Origin of the sequence: Cupriavidus basilensis (assembly GCF_029335485.1) — a bacterium.
GTDB classification, from domain to species: Bacteria; Pseudomonadota; Gammaproteobacteria; order Burkholderiales; family Burkholderiaceae; genus Cupriavidus; species Cupriavidus basilensis_E.
Map to the genome: position 1 here is coordinate 1 of NZ_JARJLM010000551.1, position 16,984 is coordinate 16,984.

At 66.7% G+C, this 16,984-nt stretch carries 17 protein-coding genes; 2 read left to right on the forward strand and 15 right to left on the reverse strand.

The annotated features are described in order from the left end of the window. Positions 1–5: 5 nt before the first annotated feature. The 15 genes from P3W85_RS34345 to poxR form a co-directional block, all read right to left on the reverse strand. Positions 6–2,354 carry a hypothetical protein gene (locus P3W85_RS34345; RefSeq protein ID WP_276268042.1) on the reverse strand — a complete coding sequence of 783 codons (2,349 nt, stop codon included), beginning with the start codon at positions 2,352–2,354 and terminating at the stop codon, positions 6–8. A gap of 368 nt (positions 2,355–2,722) precedes the next feature. Continuing rightward, complete coding sequence (locus P3W85_RS34350) at positions 2,723–2,947, reverse strand: 2-hydroxymuconate tautomerase (protein ID WP_276268043.1); 225 nt, start codon at positions 2,945–2,947, stop codon at positions 2,723–2,725. A 65-nt stretch (positions 2,948–3,012) separates the two neighbouring features. Beyond that, a complete protein-coding gene (dmpH, locus tag P3W85_RS34355; protein ID WP_017227966.1) occupies positions 3,013–3,801 on the reverse strand; it encodes a 2-oxo-3-hexenedioate decarboxylase in 789 nt (262 codons plus the stop codon). A gap of 30 nt (positions 3,802–3,831) precedes the next feature. Next, positions 3,832–4,614, reverse strand: a complete 783-nt coding sequence (gene dmpE / locus P3W85_RS34360) for a 2-oxopent-4-enoate hydratase (RefSeq protein WP_276268044.1) — start codon at positions 4,612–4,614, stop codon at positions 3,832–3,834. 8 nt (positions 4,615–4,622) lie between these two features. Next, entirely contained in the window at positions 4,623–6,077 is a 1,455-nt protein-coding gene (locus tag P3W85_RS34365; RefSeq protein ID WP_276268045.1) for a 2-hydroxymuconic semialdehyde dehydrogenase, read from the reverse strand. 127 nt (positions 6,078–6,204) lie between these two features. Continuing rightward, the gene (locus tag P3W85_RS34370) at positions 6,205–7,137 is read right to left on the reverse strand and encodes a catechol 2,3-dioxygenase (RefSeq protein WP_017227963.1); all 933 of its coding nucleotides are present in this window, start codon (positions 7,135–7,137) and stop codon (positions 6,205–6,207) included. Positions 7,138–7,235: 98 nt separating this feature from the next. Continuing rightward, positions 7,236–7,571, reverse strand: coding sequence for a 2Fe-2S iron-sulfur cluster binding domain-containing protein (locus P3W85_RS34375; RefSeq protein ID WP_017227962.1), 336 nt, complete (start codon positions 7,569–7,571; stop codon positions 7,236–7,238). A 13-nt stretch (positions 7,572–7,584) separates the two neighbouring features. Further along, the gene (locus tag P3W85_RS34380) at positions 7,585–8,652 is read right to left on the reverse strand and encodes an NADH:ubiquinone reductase (Na(+)-transporting) subunit F (RefSeq protein ID WP_017227961.1); all 1,068 of its coding nucleotides are present in this window, start codon (positions 8,650–8,652) and stop codon (positions 7,585–7,587) included. Between the two features lie 56 nt (positions 8,653–8,708). Beyond that, positions 8,709–9,068 carry a phenol hydroxylase subunit P4 gene (locus tag P3W85_RS34385; protein ID WP_017227960.1) on the reverse strand — a complete coding sequence of 120 codons (360 nt, stop codon included), beginning with the start codon at positions 9,066–9,068 and terminating at the stop codon, positions 8,709–8,711. Between the two features lie 56 nt (positions 9,069–9,124). Then, positions 9,125–10,639 (reverse strand): aromatic/alkene/methane monooxygenase hydroxylase/oxygenase subunit alpha, encoded by a 1,515-nt coding sequence (locus tag P3W85_RS34390; RefSeq protein ID WP_276268046.1) that lies wholly within the window; start codon positions 10,637–10,639, stop codon positions 9,125–9,127. A 67-nt stretch (positions 10,640–10,706) separates the two neighbouring features. Next, a complete protein-coding gene (locus P3W85_RS34395) occupies positions 10,707–10,991 on the reverse strand; it encodes an MmoB/DmpM family protein (protein ID WP_017227958.1) in 285 nt (94 codons plus the stop codon). A 10-nt stretch (positions 10,992–11,001) separates the two neighbouring features. Next, positions 11,002–11,997, reverse strand: coding sequence for an aromatic/alkene monooxygenase hydroxylase subunit beta (locus P3W85_RS34400; RefSeq protein WP_017227957.1), 996 nt, complete (start codon positions 11,995–11,997; stop codon positions 11,002–11,004). A gap of 72 nt (positions 11,998–12,069) precedes the next feature. Beyond that, positions 12,070–12,288: a phenol hydroxylase subunit gene (locus tag P3W85_RS34405; RefSeq protein WP_017227956.1), complete on the reverse strand. Its 219-nt coding sequence runs from the start codon at positions 12,286–12,288 to the stop codon at positions 12,070–12,072. 112 nt (positions 12,289–12,400) lie between these two features. Next, complete coding sequence (locus tag P3W85_RS34410) at positions 12,401–12,736, reverse strand: hypothetical protein (RefSeq protein WP_276268047.1); 336 nt, start codon at positions 12,734–12,736, stop codon at positions 12,401–12,403. Between the two features lie 8 nt (positions 12,737–12,744). Then, positions 12,745–14,460: a phenol degradation transcriptional regulator PoxR gene (gene poxR / locus P3W85_RS34415; RefSeq protein WP_276268048.1), complete on the reverse strand. Its 1,716-nt coding sequence runs from the start codon at positions 14,458–14,460 to the stop codon at positions 12,745–12,747. A 176-nt stretch (positions 14,461–14,636) separates the two neighbouring features. Here poxR and P3W85_RS34420 point away from each other — a divergent pair, with 176 nt between their 5' ends. Continuing rightward, a complete protein-coding gene (locus P3W85_RS34420) occupies positions 14,637–15,608 on the forward strand; it encodes a patatin-like phospholipase family protein (protein ID WP_276268049.1) in 972 nt (323 codons plus the stop codon). 82 nt (positions 15,609–15,690) lie between these two features. After that, complete coding sequence (locus tag P3W85_RS34425) at positions 15,691–16,908, forward strand: CaiB/BaiF CoA transferase family protein (protein ID WP_276268050.1); 1,218 nt, start codon at positions 15,691–15,693, stop codon at positions 16,906–16,908. Positions 16,909–16,984: the final 76 nt, after the last annotated feature.

The window sequence follows — 16,984 nt, forward strand, 5'->3', positions numbered from 1 at the left end:
GGCGCTCATTTCCAGAATTTCCACCAGCCCTTGGCGGGAGCCTGTGCTTCGGCCCGGTAGCGCGCCAGCTTTTCCTCTATCGCCAGGGCGTCGGCGCGCTGGTCTTCGTTGCTGCGTGGATTGAGGACGAGTGTGCGCTCGTAGAGCACGATGGCCTCGGCCCGGCGCTGCAGCGCATCGAGCGTGGCGGCGCCCAGGCCGACTATCCAGGACGCCTGGCTGGCATTGACCTGCCGCTCAAGACGGCTCCACAAAGCCGAGGCTTGTTCCGGACTGCCATACGCCAGATTGAACGCCAATTGCAGACGTACGCCCAATGCGTCGGTGGACAGGTTGTCCTCGTCCAGGCCCTCGTCCCGCTGCCACTTCACCAGGCGCTCAAGCCAGATCGGGATCTCGCGGTCGCGATCGAGAGCGTATAGTGCCCGGGACACCGAGCCCAGGTACTCGTTGGGATCATGCCGGCTGTAGCCATGGTCGGCGGCGAAGTGCCAGAGCTGCTCGGCCGCGCTCACGGTGCCTTCCTGGTCGCCCATCTGGATCCGCACGTTCAGGACACCGGCATAGTGTTCGGCGAACGGGCTGGCCGCGATGCCCCGCATATGCAGCTCGATGGCGTCCTGGTACCGCTGATCGTGGTAGCGATAGTTGATGGCCAGGTTGTTGCACAGCATGGAGTAGAGGTGCGCGCAGGCGTCGTACGGATGCCCGCTGCCGCTGGCGAAATAGCGCTCCATGCACCCCAGCGCCTGTTCGTAGGCAGCGGTCTGGAGCTTGATGAGATCGGCGTATGCCTCGTCCCGCGACCCCGCCGGGACACTGTCCAGGCCATCCTCCTCGAATGACCCGAACCAGACCCCGAGGTTGTAGCCCCACAACCCGCTCGGCAGGGAAGGGGGCGGCAGCTTCAGCGCCTGCACCGGCCCAAGCGACTGCACCCGTGCCATGAACAGCGAATAGGCCGTCCGGTTGTCCTCCATGCCGCCTTCCTGCGCTGCCGCATAGAGCAGGGCCGACTTCGTGGTGGCATCGATGCGTCCGGCATCGGCATCGTTCATGGCCGCCAGCCGCACGATCCACGGATGGCGTGGCGAACGCTGCTCGGCCAGCAAGCGCGCCGCGGCGAACACCGCTTGCAGGCCTTGCTCCTTGGCCCCCTCGCCAAAACCTTCAAAGGCGCCAAAGAGCGCCTCATGCACCGGCGAGAGGGCTCGCAGGTCCTGCCCGTTTTCCTGCGCCGCCGACACGAAGGCTTCCAGGGTCTCCGGCGTGTTGCAGGCCCGCATGACGCACAGGGGCCACCAGACGGAGTCGTCGGCCACATCGGCCAGCCGCGCGTGCACCAGCCGCGCGGTGCCGTCCCACATCTCGGCTTCCAGCTGATAGATGTCGAAGAAGGCCCGGCGGCCCGCGTCTTCCGTACGCCGGTCCTCCATCAGCCACGGCAGTTCGTATTCGATGAAGTCATCGCCGCCGTCCGAGGACAGGCTATAGCGCGCGGCGGCGCAGGCGCCCAGCGCGCCCGGCAGATCTCCCTGCGCATACAGGGCGCGCGCCGCAAGCCTGGCCAGGCGCACTTCGATTTCGCGGCGCTGCGGCAAGGACCGCTCCGCCGTCAGCGCCGTTACGGCCTGCTGGAAGACCGCAAGACGCTCGGGCACGATCTCGATCAGGGTGCTGCCCAGGCGCAGCCAGTCGTCATCGTCGACATCCTGATCCGCATCGGTGGTCTGCAAGGCCTCGATTGCCGCGCCCGCCGCTGCGCGCGCCTCGTCGCGGCAGCCATTGCGCGAGAAGGCCCAGGCGCGCCGCCGCTGGTAATCGGCATGGTCCCACGCACGGAAGGCGGCACGCTGCGCGACGGCCCCGTTCAATGCATTGCGCAACTCGACCGTCGCCAGCGCAATGTCCAGCTTGCCCAGCCCCAGGCTATCGAACAGACGGAGCTGCCGATATTCGTCTGCGTCCAGGTCCGGCATTTCCGCAACGATGGCGCGCATCTCCCCGAGCGCCAGCAGGGTGCCCTCGTCCTCGTCGAGATAGTTGGCGATCTGGAGGCGATAGAGTGCCAGGCGCATCCTGAGTTCGGCCCGCGCCTCGCGCGGCGCGGCTTCCAGCACGGCGGCGCCATCGTCATTGACCACCGCCCGCGCTGCCGCCGAATCTCCCGCGCGCATCCACAGCGCGTGCAGCCGGCCGATGGTGTCGAGCGAATCCGCCCGCAAAGGCCTGGCGCGCAACCTGGCCAGCAAATCGGACGCTTCGGTTGCATTGCCTTCTTCCAGATCGGCGTCGAGGCGGTCCAGCAATTGTTCAAGCTGAACACCTGTCAGCGCGTTGTCATTGAGATCCATATTCTTTTGCATTGTCCAGGGATTGCCTGAATAACCACGCGCTGGCATTCCCTCTTCACGGCGTTTCCTCAATGCCGGCGCTTCGCTGCAGACGCCATAGAACGCCAGCTACGGGCGTTGCGGCGAATCCCCAGGGTTTCCTCTTGCCTTCCCGGGCGCGGCTCGAAACGTCCCGGCCCGGGAAATCCGCCAGTCCAGCGCCAGCGACCCTAGCGGGGAATACCCTGTCAGGGCCCCCGCGGAGAGCATTCTACTGCACAAACGCCATGTTGGTGCTCGCTGGCAACCGATTGGCAAGGCAAGATCCGGCCGCCGCTGGACAGCGGCCGCGCATCCGGTTGCGCATCCAGCGGCGCTGGCCGGCCTCCTCAGCGGCCGAGCGCTTTCGCCGTCTTGCCGGCGATGCCGAACTGCGTCTTGGGCACCTCGGTGATCATCACCCGCACCGATTCGATGGGCGCGCCGATCGATTCCACCGCCGCCTCGGTCAGCGCGCTGATCAGCCGGGCTTTCTGTTCTTCCGTCCTGCCTTCGATCAAGAAGACTTGCATGATGGGCATGGCATCGCTCCTGTTCCTGTTGTGTAAAGTCATTCCGGGACCGCTCCCGCGCCGCAGGCGCGGCCCGGAACAAAGCGGCCCCGAGCCACGGATGGCGGTCAGACGAAGCGCATCGACACCGTACCCAGATGCTGATAGCGCACCGTAACGCTGTCGCCCGCCGCCACCGCGATCGCCTCCGTCACCCCGCCGGTCATGATGAACGTGCCCGCCGGCAGCTCCCGCCCGCGTGCGCCCAGCATATTGGCCAGCATGGCCACGCTGCTGGCCGGATGGCCCAGCACCGCCGCGCCGGCCGCGGTGGCGACCACCTCGCCGTTCTTCTCCAGCACCACGCCGAGATTCTTCAGGTCGAGCCCCTCGGCGCCGCGATGCGTGCCGCCGACCACGAAGCGCGCCGACGAGGTGTTGTCCGCGATCACGCTCTTCAGGTCGAAGCGGAAGTTCTCGTAGCGCGAATCGATCACCTCCACCGCCGGCAGCACGAAGTCGGTGGCCGCCAGCACGTCGCCGATATGGCAGCCGGGGCCCTTGAGCGGGTGCTTGAGCACGAAGGCGATCTCCGCCTCCACCTTGGGATGGATCAGCGCGGCGGTATCGATGGCGCCGCCGTCCATGCAGGCGCCGTAGTCGGTCAGGAAGCCGTAGACCGGATCGGTCACGCCCATCTGCCGCATCTTGGCAAAGGACGTCAGCCCCATCTTCAGGCCGGCGATGCGGGTACCCCGCGCTTGCTTGCGAGCCCGGATCGCGTCCTGGATGGCATAGGCGTCGTCCCAGTCCATCTCCGGATGGGTGTCGGTGATCTTGCGCACCGGCTCCCGCCTGAGTTCGGCGTTCTCCAGGTGCTCGGCAAGCTGCTCGATGGTGTCTTGGGTAAGGTTCATGGCAATGTCCCGCGCAACGCGGTAAAGAAATCAAATGAAGCGCACGCCGGCCGAGCCGATGCCGCCCAGGCTGATGCGCAGCTGGTCGCCGGCCTTGACCGGCACCATCGCGGCCAGCGAGCCCGACAGGATCACCTCGCCTTTCTTCAGCCCGATGCCAAGGCGCCCCAGCGTATTGGCCAGCCACGCCACCGCGTTGGCCGGATGGCCGAGCGCGGCAGCGCCGGCGCCGGTGGCGACGATCTCGCCGTTCTTCTCCAGCGTCATGCCGACCGTACCGAGATCGAGCCCGCGCGGGTCGACCGCGGCATCGCCCAGCACGAACACGCCGGAGGACGCGTTGTCCGCCACCGTGTCCTGGATGCGGATCTTCCAGTCGCGGATGCGCGAGTCGACGATCTCGAAGCACGGCAGCACATAGGCGGTGGCGCGCAGCACATCGGCGTTGGTCACGCCCGGCCCCTCCAGGTCGTCCTTCAGCACGAAGGCGATCTCGCCCTCGGCCTTGGGCGCGATCAGCGTATCGGCGGCAATGGCGGCGCCATCGCCATGCACCATGCCGGACAGCAGGTGCCCGAAATCCGGCTGGCGTACGTCGAGCATGTCCATCACCACCCGGCTGGTGACACCGATCTTCTTGCCGATGACGCGCTCCCCGGCATCCAGCCGGTGCTGCACCATGGCCAGCTGGATGCGGTAGGCGTCGTCGATGGAAAGCTCAGGCCAAGTCTCGGTCAGTGGCCCCAGCGGCTGGCGCGCGGACAGCGCCCGATGCAGGCTCGCGCCGATTTCGCGGATTTGTTCGGTGTGCATGGCCGGCCTCACAGTTTCACGCAGACGTTGCGCAGTTCGGTATAGAACTCCAGCGAATGCACCCCGCCCTCGCGGCCGATGCCGGATTGCTTGGCGCCGCCGAAGGCGGTGCGCAGGTCACGCAGGAACCAGGCGTTGATCCAGCAGATGCCGACCGCCAGCGCGCGGCCCATGCGATGGGCGGTGCCGAGATCGGACGTCCACACCGTGGCGGCCAGGCCATATGGCGTGTCGTTGGCGAGCCGGATCGCCTCTTCCTCCGTATCGAAGGGGGCGATATGGCAGCAGGGGCCGAAGATCTCCTCGCGGATCACGGTCGAATCCTCCGGCAATCCGGTCCAGATGGTGGGCTGCACCCATGCGCCTTCGGCCAGCGTGCCGGGCATGTCCGGCACGCCGCCGCCGGTGACTACCGTCGCGCCCGCTTCCGCCGCCTTGCGGTAGTAGGACAGCACCTTGGCGCGATGCTCCAGCGACACCAGCGGCCCCATGTTCACGCCCGCATCGCCGGGGCGGCCCAGCCGCAGGCCCTCGGCCTTGGCCTTGAGCGCCGCGACGAAGCGCTCGAAGATCGGCCGCTGCACGTAGACGCGCTCCGTGCCCAGGCAAACCTGCCCGCTGTTCTCGAAGGCCGAGCGGGTGATGCCGGCGACGGCCTTGTCGAAATCGGCATCGGCAAACACGATGCCGGCATTCTTGCCGCCCAGCTCGAACGAAACCGGGCGCACGCCATTGGCGGCGGCCTTCATGATGGCCTCGCCGGTGCGCGTCTCGCCGGTGAAGGTGATGCCGTCCACGTCCGGGTGCGCGGTCAGGAAAGCGCCAGCGGAATCCGGGCCGAAGCCGTGGACCACGTTGTAGACGCCCGGCGGCACGCCGGCCTCGTTCATCACCTCGCCCAGCAGCGTGGCGGTGGCCGGGGTCTCCTCGGACGGCTTGACCACCACCGTATTGCCGCAGGCCAGCGCCGGGCCGACCTTCCATGTCATCAGCAGCAGCGGCAGGTTCCACGGGCACACCACGCCGATCACGCCGCGCGGCGAGCGCACCGCATAGTTGATGGCCTCGCCGCCGTCCGGCGTGGCCATGGCGAAGCTCTCGGTGGGCACGTTCTTGATCAGGTCGGCAAACACCTTGAAGTTGGCCGCGCCGCGCGGGATATCGACGTGGCTGGCCAGCGAGTGCGGCTTGCCGGTGTCGGCGATCTCGGCTTGCAGGAAGTCGTCGAAGCGGCGGTTGATGCCGTCGGCCACGGCGTGCAGCAATTCGACCCGCTGCGCCACGCTCATCTTGCCCCAGGGGCCGTCCAGGGCCTGCCTGGCCGCCGCCACGGCGGCATCGACCTCGGCCTGCCCGGCCTCGTGCACGCGCGCGATCAGGCTGTTGTCGACCGGGTTGCGGTCGTCGAAGTGGCGATTGGTGGCCACCCATTCGCCGTTGATGAAGTTCTTGAAGTCTTTCATGTTGTCTCGCTGGTTGCGGCAAGGGTCTGCCGCGTTGCGTTGCCTGATTGCCTTGCCGCCGGTTTGCGCCCCTCTCTCGCGCAGTGGGAGACGGGCGCAGACAATCGGGATTGGTTCTCTCCCGCGCTCAGGTCAGCACGCTCAGGAACGCATCATTCAGTTTGCGGTCGTGATAGAAGATCGCCCGTCCAAGTTCGTTGTCGGTCCAGGTGATGGTGGGCTTGTCCGGATAGTGGATATAGCCGCCGGAGAACACCTCGTTGCGGTTGCCCGAGGGATCGAAGAAATAGATGGTGGCGCCGCGCGTGATGCCGTGCCGGGTAGGCCCGATGTCGAGCGACACATCCTTCTTGGAGATGATGTCGGCGGCCTTCAGCACCTCGCCCCAGTTGTCGAGATTGAACGAGGCATGATGGAACTTGTTCTTCTCGGCGTGCCGGATAAAGGCGATGTCATGCGCCTTGTTGGAGCAGGTCAGGAACGCGCCGATCATCATCTTGTCGGGGCCCGCCACCACCTCTTCGGCCAGCGTGAAGCCGAGCACATCGCGGAACAGCCTGACCGTGCCATCCAGGTCGTCGCCATACAGCAGGCAATGATCGAAGCGGCTCGGCGCCATGCCGCGCAGGTCGTCCGGCCACGGGTCCGGGTTGCTGTCGCCCGTCATGCAGCCGAGCTTGTCCTTGTCGGCAAAGAGCTCTATGGCATGGCCGGTGGGAATGGTGAAACGGAAGCGCACGCCGGTACGCAGATGCTCGCCGGCGGGGATCCACTGGCAGTCCGATGCCAGCCCGGACTGCTCCACCGCCTGCGCCAGCCGCTCCAGCGTGCTTCCGCTATCGACGCGGAAGCCCATATAGTCCATGCCCGGGCTGTCGGCCTCGCGCAGCACCACGCTGTGGTGGTCATGCTCGTCCCACGCCTTCAGGTACACGCGGCCCTTGTCGTCGCGCGCGGTTTCGATCAGCCCGAGTACGTCGATGTAGTGTTTCAGCGCCGGTTCGAGTTCCAGCACGCGCAATGCCACGTGCCCCGGGCGCAATACGCCTGTCAATGCCATGACGGTCTCCTTGATGATGGGGTTATCGGTCCATCTTTTTGTTGCTGCTCTTATTGCTGCTCTTTTTTCTGCTCTTATCGCTGCCTTTGTTCCTGCCGTTATTCCTGTCCGCCGCTGGCCGCCTGCCGCGCCCGCTGCCGGTCCAGGCAGCGCTGCAGCAGCGCCACCGGCCGCAGGCGGATATCGCCGTCGGGATACGTCTTGCAGGCCAGCACCAGGCCTTCGCCCTCCTCCGCCTCGGACAGGCAGGCGCGGCTCATCTTGCCGGTGCGGTAGCGGCCGGCTTCGATGCGCACCTTGCAAACCCCGCAGCCGCCGCCGCGGCAGCCGGCGGGAATGCCGCGCTGGCCCAGCGCTTCCATGGCGCGCAACAGGTTCTGCTCCGGCGCGCAGGGGTAGCACTGGCCGCTTCCCGCGATCTCCACGGTATGCATGCCGCGCCCTCCTTCAGATCTTGAACAGCGGGCTGCGCGCGCTGTTCTGCGCATCGCCCGCCGAGATGAACTTCTCGGTATGGATATCCTCTTCGAACAGCCGCCCCTGCATCAGCGTGCGGATGCAGGCCTCGATCATCGGCGGCGGCCCGCACAGATAGGCCTTGTGGCCACGGAAGTCGGCAGCGGCGCCATTGGCATAGAGCCCATGCAGGACCTCATGCACATAGCCGCGCGCGCCATCCCAGCCGCTGTCGGCGGGCTCGTCGGACAAGGCCGGCACATAGCGGAAATTCGGGTGCGCCTGGGCCAGTGCGCGAAACGCTGCATCGTAGTAAAGCTCCGTGCGATTGCGGGCCCCTTGCACCAGCGTGATCGGCAAGGTCTCGCCTGCCGCCAGCAGGTCCAGGATCATGGCGCGCGGGCTGGACAAACCCGATCCGCCCGCCAGGAAAAGCATCGGCACCCGAGCGGACTTGCGCACGAAGAAACGGCCATAGGGCGCGGAGAAACGCAGCGCGTCGCCCACGGCAAGCCGCTCGTGCAGGTAGCCGGTGGCCTGCCCGCCCTCGACGCGCCGCACGTGCAGCTCCACCAGGTCGTCGCCCGGCCGGTTGGCCAGCGAGAAGGCGCGCGGCTGATCGCAGCCCGGCACCTGCAGGTTGAGGTACTGGCCGGCCTGGAAGGCCGCGGCGGCGGCGCCCTCCACGCGCAGCCAGATGCCGCGGATGGTCGGCGTCAGGTCCCGCGTCTCCACCACTTCGGCGCGATAGTCCGCCAGCGGCAGGCCAAGGGCGTCGGCATCTTCCTCGATGTCGGCCTCGATCACCATGTCGGACTGCGCGGTGGCGCAGCAGGCCAGGCACTGCCCGCCGTCTCGCTCGAAATCCATCAGCGCGAAACTGGAGGCCTCGCCATGCTCGAACTCGCCCTCCACCACCTGCACCTTGCAGGTGGCGCACAGCCCGTGGCAGCAGGCGTGAGGCAGCCACACACCATTGCGCAGGCAGGCATCCAGCACGGTCTGGCCCGGCGCGATCGGGATGGTCTGTCCGATCGGTTCAATGGTCAGGGAATACATCTTGGTCTCCTTCTGGTCCTTCTGGTCCTTCTGGTCGTTCCAGCCGCGGCGGCGGATCAGCTGCAGCTGCCCGCGATGCCATCCAGCCCCGGCGTGCGGAAGCGGATCACCGCCTTGTGGCCCAGGCCGTTCTCCTCCAGCGTGCGATCGAGGTCCGGCTGCCAGGGCTCGCTGCCGCGCAGCCATTCCACGCGGCTCCAGTCGATGCGGGCAAAGTCGGGGTGGTAGCCATAGACGCCGGGCAGCACGTTCTCCACCACGTCGCGCATGCGCATCGCCGGAGGAAAGGGGAAGCAATGCGGCGCGCAGAACAGCAGGTGGCGGTCCCAGCCGATATAGAGCAAGCGGTTGCCGTGGAATGCGGATTCACGGTCCGCCGCCTCGAACGCGTAGGGGCCAATGGATACGACTGACATGGTTGTCTCCTTATCTCTTGTTTCGTCTTGTCTTTTATTTCCGGCCTGCCCGCCGCTCAGGCGGCCGTGCCCGGCACGCCCTTCCAGGCATTCCAGTTCTTCTGGTCCTGCGAGCCCTCGAAGTCGAGGTTGTCCGCGCCGGGGTTGAGGCGGTACCACTTGAGCACGTCCTCCAGCGAGGCGCCGCCGCAGTTGCCCTGGTAGATCTGGTGCACGGGCAGCCAGGCCTGGGCGTACTTCTCCGGCTCGCCGTCGAAGATGTCCTTGCAGCCGTCCGAGCAGAAGTGGAACTTCATGCCGTGGTAGCTGCTCTCGCGGTAGCAGGTCTGGGTGGGGTCGTCGGGCTCCGAGAACACCATCGGGATCTGGCAGGTCTGGCAGAGCATCGGCAGCGTACCGTTGTAGAACCGCTCGCCGGCCTGCTGGCGCTCCTGCCAGTAATCGAGCCGCGGCTTGTAGTAGCGCGCGAAGGTGTCGGGATACTTCTCGGTGAGCCATGCCATCTCGTCGGCCTTGGGCACCCAGGTATGGAAGCCGGCCGCGCCGGCATAGTTGTAGAAGGTGCCCCACGCTTCGTGCGTGATGCGGTCCTTGGTCTTGGTCGCCGTCTCGTGGTACTTGGGCATGCGCAGGCCGTAGCGCTCCAGGTCCTTGAACAGCGCCCCGCCGGCCTGCTCGAAGTACATCTCCCAGGCCTCGGCCCACGACATCACGCGCTTGGGCAACATGTAGTCCATCATCATGCCGACCAGGGTGAGCAGGCGGAAGCCGCGCCAGAACCATTTGTCCAGCCATTTCTGCAGGATGGGGATATTGTCCGGGTCCTGCTGGCAAAGGAACTTCACCACCTCCAGGCCCAGCGTCATGTGGCGCGATTCGTCGGACTGCGCGGAGAAGCCGAAAGTCACCGTGGCCATGTCGCCGTTGTAGGCCGCGCCGGACATGAAGGGCATGAACAGCAGGTTGGTCAGCACATACTCGAAGGAGAACGAGATCGCGGTAATGAACTCGAACGGCCCCGCGCTCATGGCGTCCTCGAAGTAGGACTTGGGCACCGACAGGTACCAGACCCGGTCGTGCATGTGCTGCCACTCGCCGAAGCCGTGGAAATACTTGTTGTAGACCGACAGCGTGTGCATCTGCGTCTGGGCATGGCGCAGCTCGTCGATCGACTGCATCTGCGCCGCCACGCGCGCGCCGGCGCCGCGGAAGTGCCGCCCGAGGTGGGCATAACCGCGGTGCGCCGCGTACTCGAGCGGGGTCACGCCGGTCAGGAACAGGCGCAGCGCGTTCAGGTAGCGCGGGTCCGAGACATTGAGGTGGCCGTTGTTCTGCACGAAGGAGTCGATGATCGCGTACAGCTTGCGCTCCTTCTCCGACTGGTACTTCCAGTAGGCATCCATGGTCATGCGGAACGGGTCTTCCCATTTGTCCCAGTCATGGATCTTGATGCCTTCGTACTTGTCGTAGGGGAAGACCTTGTCCATCGGTTCGTAGGTGGTCTCCCAGCCGAGATCGCGCGTCATCGTCGCGTACTTCTCGCGCAGGTTGAGTTTCTTGCGTGCGTCCATGATGTCTCCGTTATCTTTGCCGGGGCCGCCGGCGGGCGGTTTTGCCGGGCTGTGTGGTCGGGCTGTCTCAGGCGTTCCAGTGCAGGGTGAAGGCGTCGTCGTCTTCGTCGATGTTTCCCGACAGCGAGATCAGGTTCAGGTGGATCTCCTGCAGGTCCCACTCGCGTCCGAGCTTTTCCGAGACCAGGCCGCGCACGATGGTCAGGTGCCCCGGCGCGTCGATCTTCACCATGGCGGGAAACTGCGACACCACGGCGTGCGGGTTGGCCTCGGTGATGGCTTCGATGATGGGACGGGTGTCGTCGTTGCTCTGCAGGGCGATATAGACGTTGGCAATGGCGTTTGCGGTCATGGCGGGCTCCTCAGGCGGCAAGGCCGAGCTTGTGCAGGCGCACGTCGAACTGCTCCAGGCACAGCGCGACCACCTGCTCGCCGCCCTCGCCCAGCAGCGTGTCGGCCACCGGCACCAGCGCCTGGCCCACTTGCGTGCGCGCGGCGCGGGCCCAGCCCGACAGCAGCGCGCGGTTGGCGTCGGATTCGGCGGCGGCGGTCTGGATCACCGAGTCGACCCAGCGTGCGTGTTCCTCCCGCCAGTCGTTCATGAACTCGGTCAGTACCGCCAGCCCGGTGCCGCAGGCACGCACGATGGCGGCGTCGGCGTGCTGGTAGACCAGCGGGTACAGCAGGCCGTCGAGCACCAGGTTCTGGGCGACGAAGGTCTCGAACCAGTCTTCGATCACAAAGCTGTGCTCGACAAAGCGGCGCAGCGGCTGCCAGGCGGCACTCTCCATCCAGGCCACCTTGGCGCGTTCCAGCGCCACGCCGGTATTGCCGTCCAGCAGCATGCCGATGCGCGACAGGTATTGGGCAATGCCCAGGCGGTCCATCGCACAGTAGGTGCAGGCCTGGGTAATGGCCGTGCCCCAGCCATAGTCCGCGCAATAGAAATTGTTCATGTTGGCGCCCCACTCCACATGGCGCAGCGGCAGCAGGCCGTCGGCCAGGCGGTCCTGCCATTCGGCCGGCAGCGCCTGCAGCAGGCCGCGCTTTTCCACGAAGGCGAAGCTCTTCTCGGTGGCATCCTGCTGGCGGCCGCGCGCGGTCACATAGGCGCCGTAGAAATACTGGCGCGGGTCCTTCAGCGCGTACCAGTCTTCCATCACGACAGCGGTGCGGCGCTTGTCGTAGATCGCGTAGCGCGGGTCCCAGGTGGGGCGGTAGTGGAAGTTGACTTCCGATTGCACATCGTAGGTCGCCTCCTGGTAGCGCGAGGCCGGCTTGTCGCCGAAACGGCGCGCCACGTGGCCGTAGGTCTGGCGCAGCGGCTGGATCTGCTGGGTCTTGATATCGACTTGCATCGCTTGGTCTCCTGGTTCGTGCTGTTTTTCTATGTGGGGGGTATGCCGGATGGCGGCGCTCGCGGCCCGCGCTCAGTCGTCCTGTTCGAGCGCCGGTATCTCCGGCGGCAGGAAGCGCACGTGGTTGACGCTGCAGAAGGCCTCGAACATCGGCTCGGGCATGATCAGCTCGACGTTGAGCTCGGGGTCCGCCACGCTGAACGCGAACTGCACGAAGCCCTCGGGCGTGCGGCCGTCGACGCGTACATACCTGGGGGTGGATTCGAACAAGGGGACCGACTGGTTGATCATGGCGCGCTCCTTCGCATGGCTTGTAGGCGTTCTATTGCGAAGAGCGTGCCAGCAGCCGCAATCGACGGCGGCACAAGGAGAGCGGGACATGGAGCGGCGTTGGCTTGCGCGTTTACCCGAAGCGATCCCGGCGCCGCGTCTCCATCAATTGATGAACCTGCGGGCAGCACTTGATCAAATGATCAAAAGCCGCGCCAGGCGGCGGTTTGCGGTCAGCACGCCAGGATCCGGAAAGCCTTCCGCGCCGCAGCAGCACAGGCGCCGTGGCAACGCCGGCGCCAATGGATTGCGGGGATGGCGCGCGCATGCGGCGCAGCATGCGGGGATAGCCGCCTGCCGGGCGCGCCGACACCCCCTTCATCAAATGATCAAACCGGCGAACAGGCGGCCTGGCCACGCGCGCGCAAAGAAAACGGCGCGCCCGAAGGCGCGCCGCATGGCGATCCATGTGCCGCGTCAGGACTCGCCTGTACTCCGCACGCCGCGCGTCTTCCAGCGATAGGCAAGCTGCGGCCGCGTGATGCCGAGCAGCCGCGCCGCCTGGCTCATGTTGCCGCTGGCGCGCTGCATCGCGGCTTCCATCAGCACCGTCTCGACATCGCCCAGCGCGAGTTGCTGCTCGGCCATATGATCGAGCAAGCCGTGCACCGCGGCCTCGCGCAGTTCCGGCAAGGTGCCTCCGGCGCCCAGGCGTGGCGCGGTGTCCATGGCGGGCGGCGCGCTGGTGGGAAGGAACAGGTGGTCCGCGGAGATCTGGCCGCCGTTGCAGGCCAGGATCACCCCGCGCTCGATCACGTTCTCCAGTTCGCGCACATTGCCCGGCCAGTCGTAGCGGCGCAGTTCGGCCAGCGCGCGGTCGGTGATGCCGACGATCTTCTTGCCGTGGCGCGCGCCGTAGCGGGCGACGAAGCGTTCCACCAGCAGGCGGATGTCGTCGAGCCGTTCGCGCAGCGGCGGGATGGTGACGGGATAGACGTTGAGCCGGTAGTACAGGTCCTTGCGGAAGGTGCCCTGCCTGACCGCCTCGGCCAGGTCCACATTGGTGGCGGCCACCAGCCGCACATCCACCCTGCGCGGCTGCGTGCCGCCCACGCGCTCCACCTCGCCTTCCTGCAGCACGCGCAGCAGCTTGGACTGTGCCTGCGCCGACAGCTCGCCCAGTTCATCCAGGAACAGGGTGCCGCCATGCGCCCGCTCGAAGCGGCCCGGACGCGACTGGTGCGCACCGGTAAAGGCACCCTTCTCCACGCCGAACAGTTCGGCCTCGATCAGCTCATCGGGGATCGCCGCGCAATTGACCGCGACAAAGGGCTTGTCGGCGCGCGCGCTCACACCGTGCAGCGCCTGCGCGAAGCGCTCCTTGCCGACGCCCGTCTCGCCCAGCAGCAAGACCGTGACGTTGCTCCCGGCGGCGCGCTGCAGCAGGCCCCAGGCGGCACGGAATTCGGCCGAGCAGCCCACCAGGTCCACCGGCTTGTCGGGACTGCGTTGCAGTGCGCGCAGGTGCTCGACTTCGCTCTGCAGCTGCAGGATGGTCTCGATCACCGGATCGGGCTGGTACAGCGCCAGCGCTTCGGCACCGTCTTCCCATTCTTCCAGCGGCTTGCCGACGATACGGCAGTGATCGTGGCCGCAGGCTATGCACTCCACCTCGCGGTAGAGGATGGTGCGGCCCATCAGCGCCGAGGTGTAGCCGGTGGCGTAGCCGATCTGCATCCAGCAGGCCGGCGCATCGACGATGCCGAAAAGCTGGCGGTGCACATCGCCTTCGAAGGAATCTTCCCAGAGGAATTCGCCATCGTAGATGCCGGCGGCGATATCGATATCCACCTTGACCGGCGTCACCCGCACCACGCCCTCGATGGTATGCAGGCAGGGCCCGATCTCCAGCAAGCCGAAATCGCTCTGCCCCGGGCGCAGCTTCTTGGCCAGTTCCGCATCGCGCATGCCGGAATGAAAACCCATGCGGGTAAACAAACCCCGCGCGCGCTCCATCCCGAGGGTATCCACCAATTCCTTGCGCAAGGCGCCCAGTGCCGCCGTGTGGATCAGGATCATGCGCTGCTCGTCCAGCCAGATGGAGCCCTCCTCCATGGCAAAGCGCAGGCGCCGCGCGAGATTGGCAAGGCCATCGCGCATGGTGGCCGAGAACTTGTCGGTAGAACTACTCATCGTCTCCTCTCTTGGCGGCGGAAAGCCTCCGCTCGCTCGTGCTTTTTCTAGCACTGCATGCACATTATGTGCCATCGGCGCCGCGCCACCGCACAGATGCCTGTCAAGCCGGTGCAATGTCGCCTATGCTTTTCTTTGCAGGATTACTGCGCGCATTTTGCATTGCACCACGAACCATGGAAAAAACCGCCTTTGTCTTTGCCGGCGGCGGCAGCCTCGGCGCCATCGAGGCCGGCATGCTGCGCGAACTGGTGGCCTGGGGCATCAGGCCGGATATGGTGATCGGCGCGTCCGCCGGCGCCATCAACGGCGCCTACTATGCCTGCAACCCGCATGCTGCCGGCACGGCCAGGCTGGAGACGCTCTGGCGCGGCCTGCGCCGCGCCGAGGTGATGCCATGGTCGTGGCGCAGCCTGTTCGGCATGCTGCGCGGGCAACGCGCGCACCTGGTGGAGTCCGCCGCGCTGCAGCGCCTGCTGTCCCGCCATTTCGGCGATATGGCGATGGAGCGCGCGGAGCTGCCGCTCTATGTGGTCGCCACCGACATGCAGACCGGCGCGGAGGTGGTGCTGTCCTCCGGCAGCCTGGTCCAGGCGGTGCTGGCCAGTGCGGCCATCCCCGGCGTATTTCCGCCCGTCATGCTGGGCGGGCGTACCCTGATCGACGGGGGCGTGGCCAACAACACGCCAATCTCCACCGCCATCGGCCTGGGCGCCACCCGCGTGGTGGTACTGCCCGCCGGTTTCGCCTGCGCCCGGCGGCGCGAACCGCGCGGCCCCATCGACCATGCCTTCAACGCGCTGTCGCTGCTGGTGGCGCGCCAGCTGGTGCAGGACCTGGAGCGCTGGGCCGACCATGCGCATATCGCCGTGGTACCGCCACTGTGCCCGCTGGACGTCTCCCCCTACGACTACACCCAGTGCGGCACGCTCATCGACCGGGCCGCCGCCGCCACGCGGGCCTGGCTGAATGCCGACGGCCTCAGCAGCAGGCACATACCCGGGGCGCTGCACCCGCACTCGCACGACGAGGCCAGCCCCAGTTGCGATTTCGATCCAAGCCAGGCGCCGCATATACACAACCCGGACGCGTCGCGCGATCCCCATCAACCCCAAGCCGGCCACACGCACGCTTCCTCCCGGCAGTAAGCCGGCTTCCGCATTGGCGAATTGCGTGAGCGCCCGATCCGGCCAATGATGCCGGATCTCACTTTCTCCGGGTGGCAAGCTCATGAGCGCAATTCTCGAAGGCATCAAGGTACTCGACCTGACGCGCGTGGTGGCAGGCCCGTGGGCCACGCAGAACCTGGCCGACATGGGCGCCACCGTCTACAAGATCGAGAAGCCCGGCGACGGCGACGATACCCGCAAGATGGGACCGTTCCTGACCGATGCCGATGGCGCGCAGACCAACGACTCGGCCTTCTATCTCGCCTGCAACCGCGGCAAGCAGTCGGTCACCATCGACATCTCCAGGCCGCAAGGCGCGGAACTGGTGCGGCAGCTGGCCGCCCGCTGCGACGTGGTGGTGGAAAACTACAAGGCCGGCAGCCTGAAAAAATACGGCCTGGACTACGAATCCATCCGCGCGCTGCGCCCGGACGTGATCTATTGCTCGGTCACCGGCTTCGGCCCCGACGGCCCCTACGCCGCCCGCCCGGCCTATGACTTCATCCTGCAGGGCATGGCCGGCCTGATGAGCACCTGCGGCCAGCCCGACGGGACGCCCGGCGGCGAGCCGATGCGCACCGCCATCCCCATCACCGACATCCTGACCGGCCTTTACGCCACCATCGCCCTGCTGGGCGCGCTCTACCACCGCCAGGCCACCGGCGAAGGCCAGTACATCGACGCCGCCATGCTCGACGCCTCGGTGGCCGTCAACGGCCATCTGGCGCTCGGCTACCAGATGACCGGCAAGCTGCCGCGGCGCGCCGGCAACACCAATCCGGTGGCGGCCCCCTCCGAAGTCTTCGCCTGCCGCGACGGCCACCTGATCGTCGCCGCCGGCAACAACGGCCAGTTCGCCGCGCTCTGCAAGCTGCTCGGCTGCCCCGAGCTGGCCACCGATGCCCGCTTCGTGCAGAACCTCGGCCGGGTGACCCATCGCGACGCGCTGCGCGACGCCATCGGGTCGCGCATTGCCGGCTGGAGCACCGCCGAACTGCTGGCAGCGCTGGAGCACGCCGGCGTGCCCGGCGGGCCGATCAACCGGCTCGACGAGGTGTTCGAAGACGCACAGGTCAGGCATCGGGATTTGCTGATGCACCTGCCGCACGGGCGCGGCGTTGCCGCGCCGAGCTTGCGGAGTCCCCTGCGGTTTTCGGCCACGCCGGTACGGATGAAGTGTCCGCCGATGCTGGGGGAACACACGGCGCAGGCCCTTGGGGCTGAGCTGGGGTTGCGGGAAGAGGATATTGCAGCGTTGCAGGAGAAAGGCATTCTGTAGCTGGCCCGGCCCCGGCGACTGCACAGTCGACTACCCAGGCATGACTGGTTGCGGGCCTCGAACGTCGCCACTGCAA

Excerpts from the sequence above, each read along its gene's own strand:
- P3W85_RS34345 (WP_276268042.1), bottom strand. The coding sequence starts at position 2,354 with ATGGATCTCAATGACAACGCGCTGACAGGTGTTCAGCTTGAACAATTG.
- P3W85_RS34350 (WP_276268043.1), bottom strand. The coding sequence starts at position 2,947 with ATGACTTTACACAACAGGAACAGGAGCGATGCCATGCCCATCATGCAA.
- dmpH (WP_017227966.1), bottom strand. The coding sequence starts at position 3,801 with ATGAACCTTACCCAAGACACCATCGAGCAGCTTGCCGAGCACCTGGAG.
- dmpE (WP_276268044.1), bottom strand. The coding sequence starts at position 4,614 with ATGCACACCGAACAAATCCGCGAAATCGGCGCGAGCCTGCATCGGGCG.
- P3W85_RS34365 (WP_276268045.1), bottom strand. The coding sequence starts at position 6,077 with ATGAAAGACTTCAAGAACTTCATCAACGGCGAATGGGTGGCCACCAAT.
- P3W85_RS34370 (WP_017227963.1), bottom strand. The coding sequence starts at position 7,137 with ATGGCATTGACAGGCGTATTGCGCCCGGGGCACGTGGCATTGCGCGTG.
- P3W85_RS34375 (WP_017227962.1), bottom strand. The coding sequence starts at position 7,571 with ATGCATACCGTGGAGATCGCGGGAAGCGGCCAGTGCTACCCCTGCGCG.
- P3W85_RS34380 (WP_017227961.1), bottom strand. The coding sequence starts at position 8,652 with ATGTATTCCCTGACCATTGAACCGATCGGACAGACCATCCCGATCGCG.
- P3W85_RS34385 (WP_017227960.1), bottom strand. The coding sequence starts at position 9,068 with ATGTCAGTCGTATCCATTGGCCCCTACGCGTTCGAGGCGGCGGACCGT.
- P3W85_RS34390 (WP_276268046.1), bottom strand. The coding sequence starts at position 10,639 with ATGGACGCACGCAAGAAACTCAACCTGCGCGAGAAGTACGCGACGATG.
- P3W85_RS34395 (WP_017227958.1), bottom strand. The coding sequence starts at position 10,991 with ATGACCGCAAACGCCATTGCCAACGTCTATATCGCCCTGCAGAGCAAC.
- P3W85_RS34400 (WP_017227957.1), bottom strand. The coding sequence starts at position 11,997 with ATGCAAGTCGATATCAAGACCCAGCAGATCCAGCCGCTGCGCCAGACC.
- P3W85_RS34405 (WP_017227956.1), bottom strand. The coding sequence starts at position 12,288 with ATGATCAACCAGTCGGTCCCCTTGTTCGAATCCACCCCCAGGTATGTA.
- P3W85_RS34410 (WP_276268047.1), bottom strand. The coding sequence starts at position 12,736 with ATGGATCGCCATGCGGCGCGCCTTCGGGCGCGCCGTTTTCTTTGCGCG.
- poxR (WP_276268048.1), bottom strand. The coding sequence starts at position 14,460 with ATGAGTAGTTCTACCGACAAGTTCTCGGCCACCATGCGCGATGGCCTT.
- P3W85_RS34420 (WP_276268049.1), top strand. The coding sequence starts at position 14,637 with ATGGAAAAAACCGCCTTTGTCTTTGCCGGCGGCGGCAGCCTCGGCGCC.
- P3W85_RS34425 (WP_276268050.1), top strand. The coding sequence starts at position 15,691 with ATGAGCGCAATTCTCGAAGGCATCAAGGTACTCGACCTGACGCGCGTG.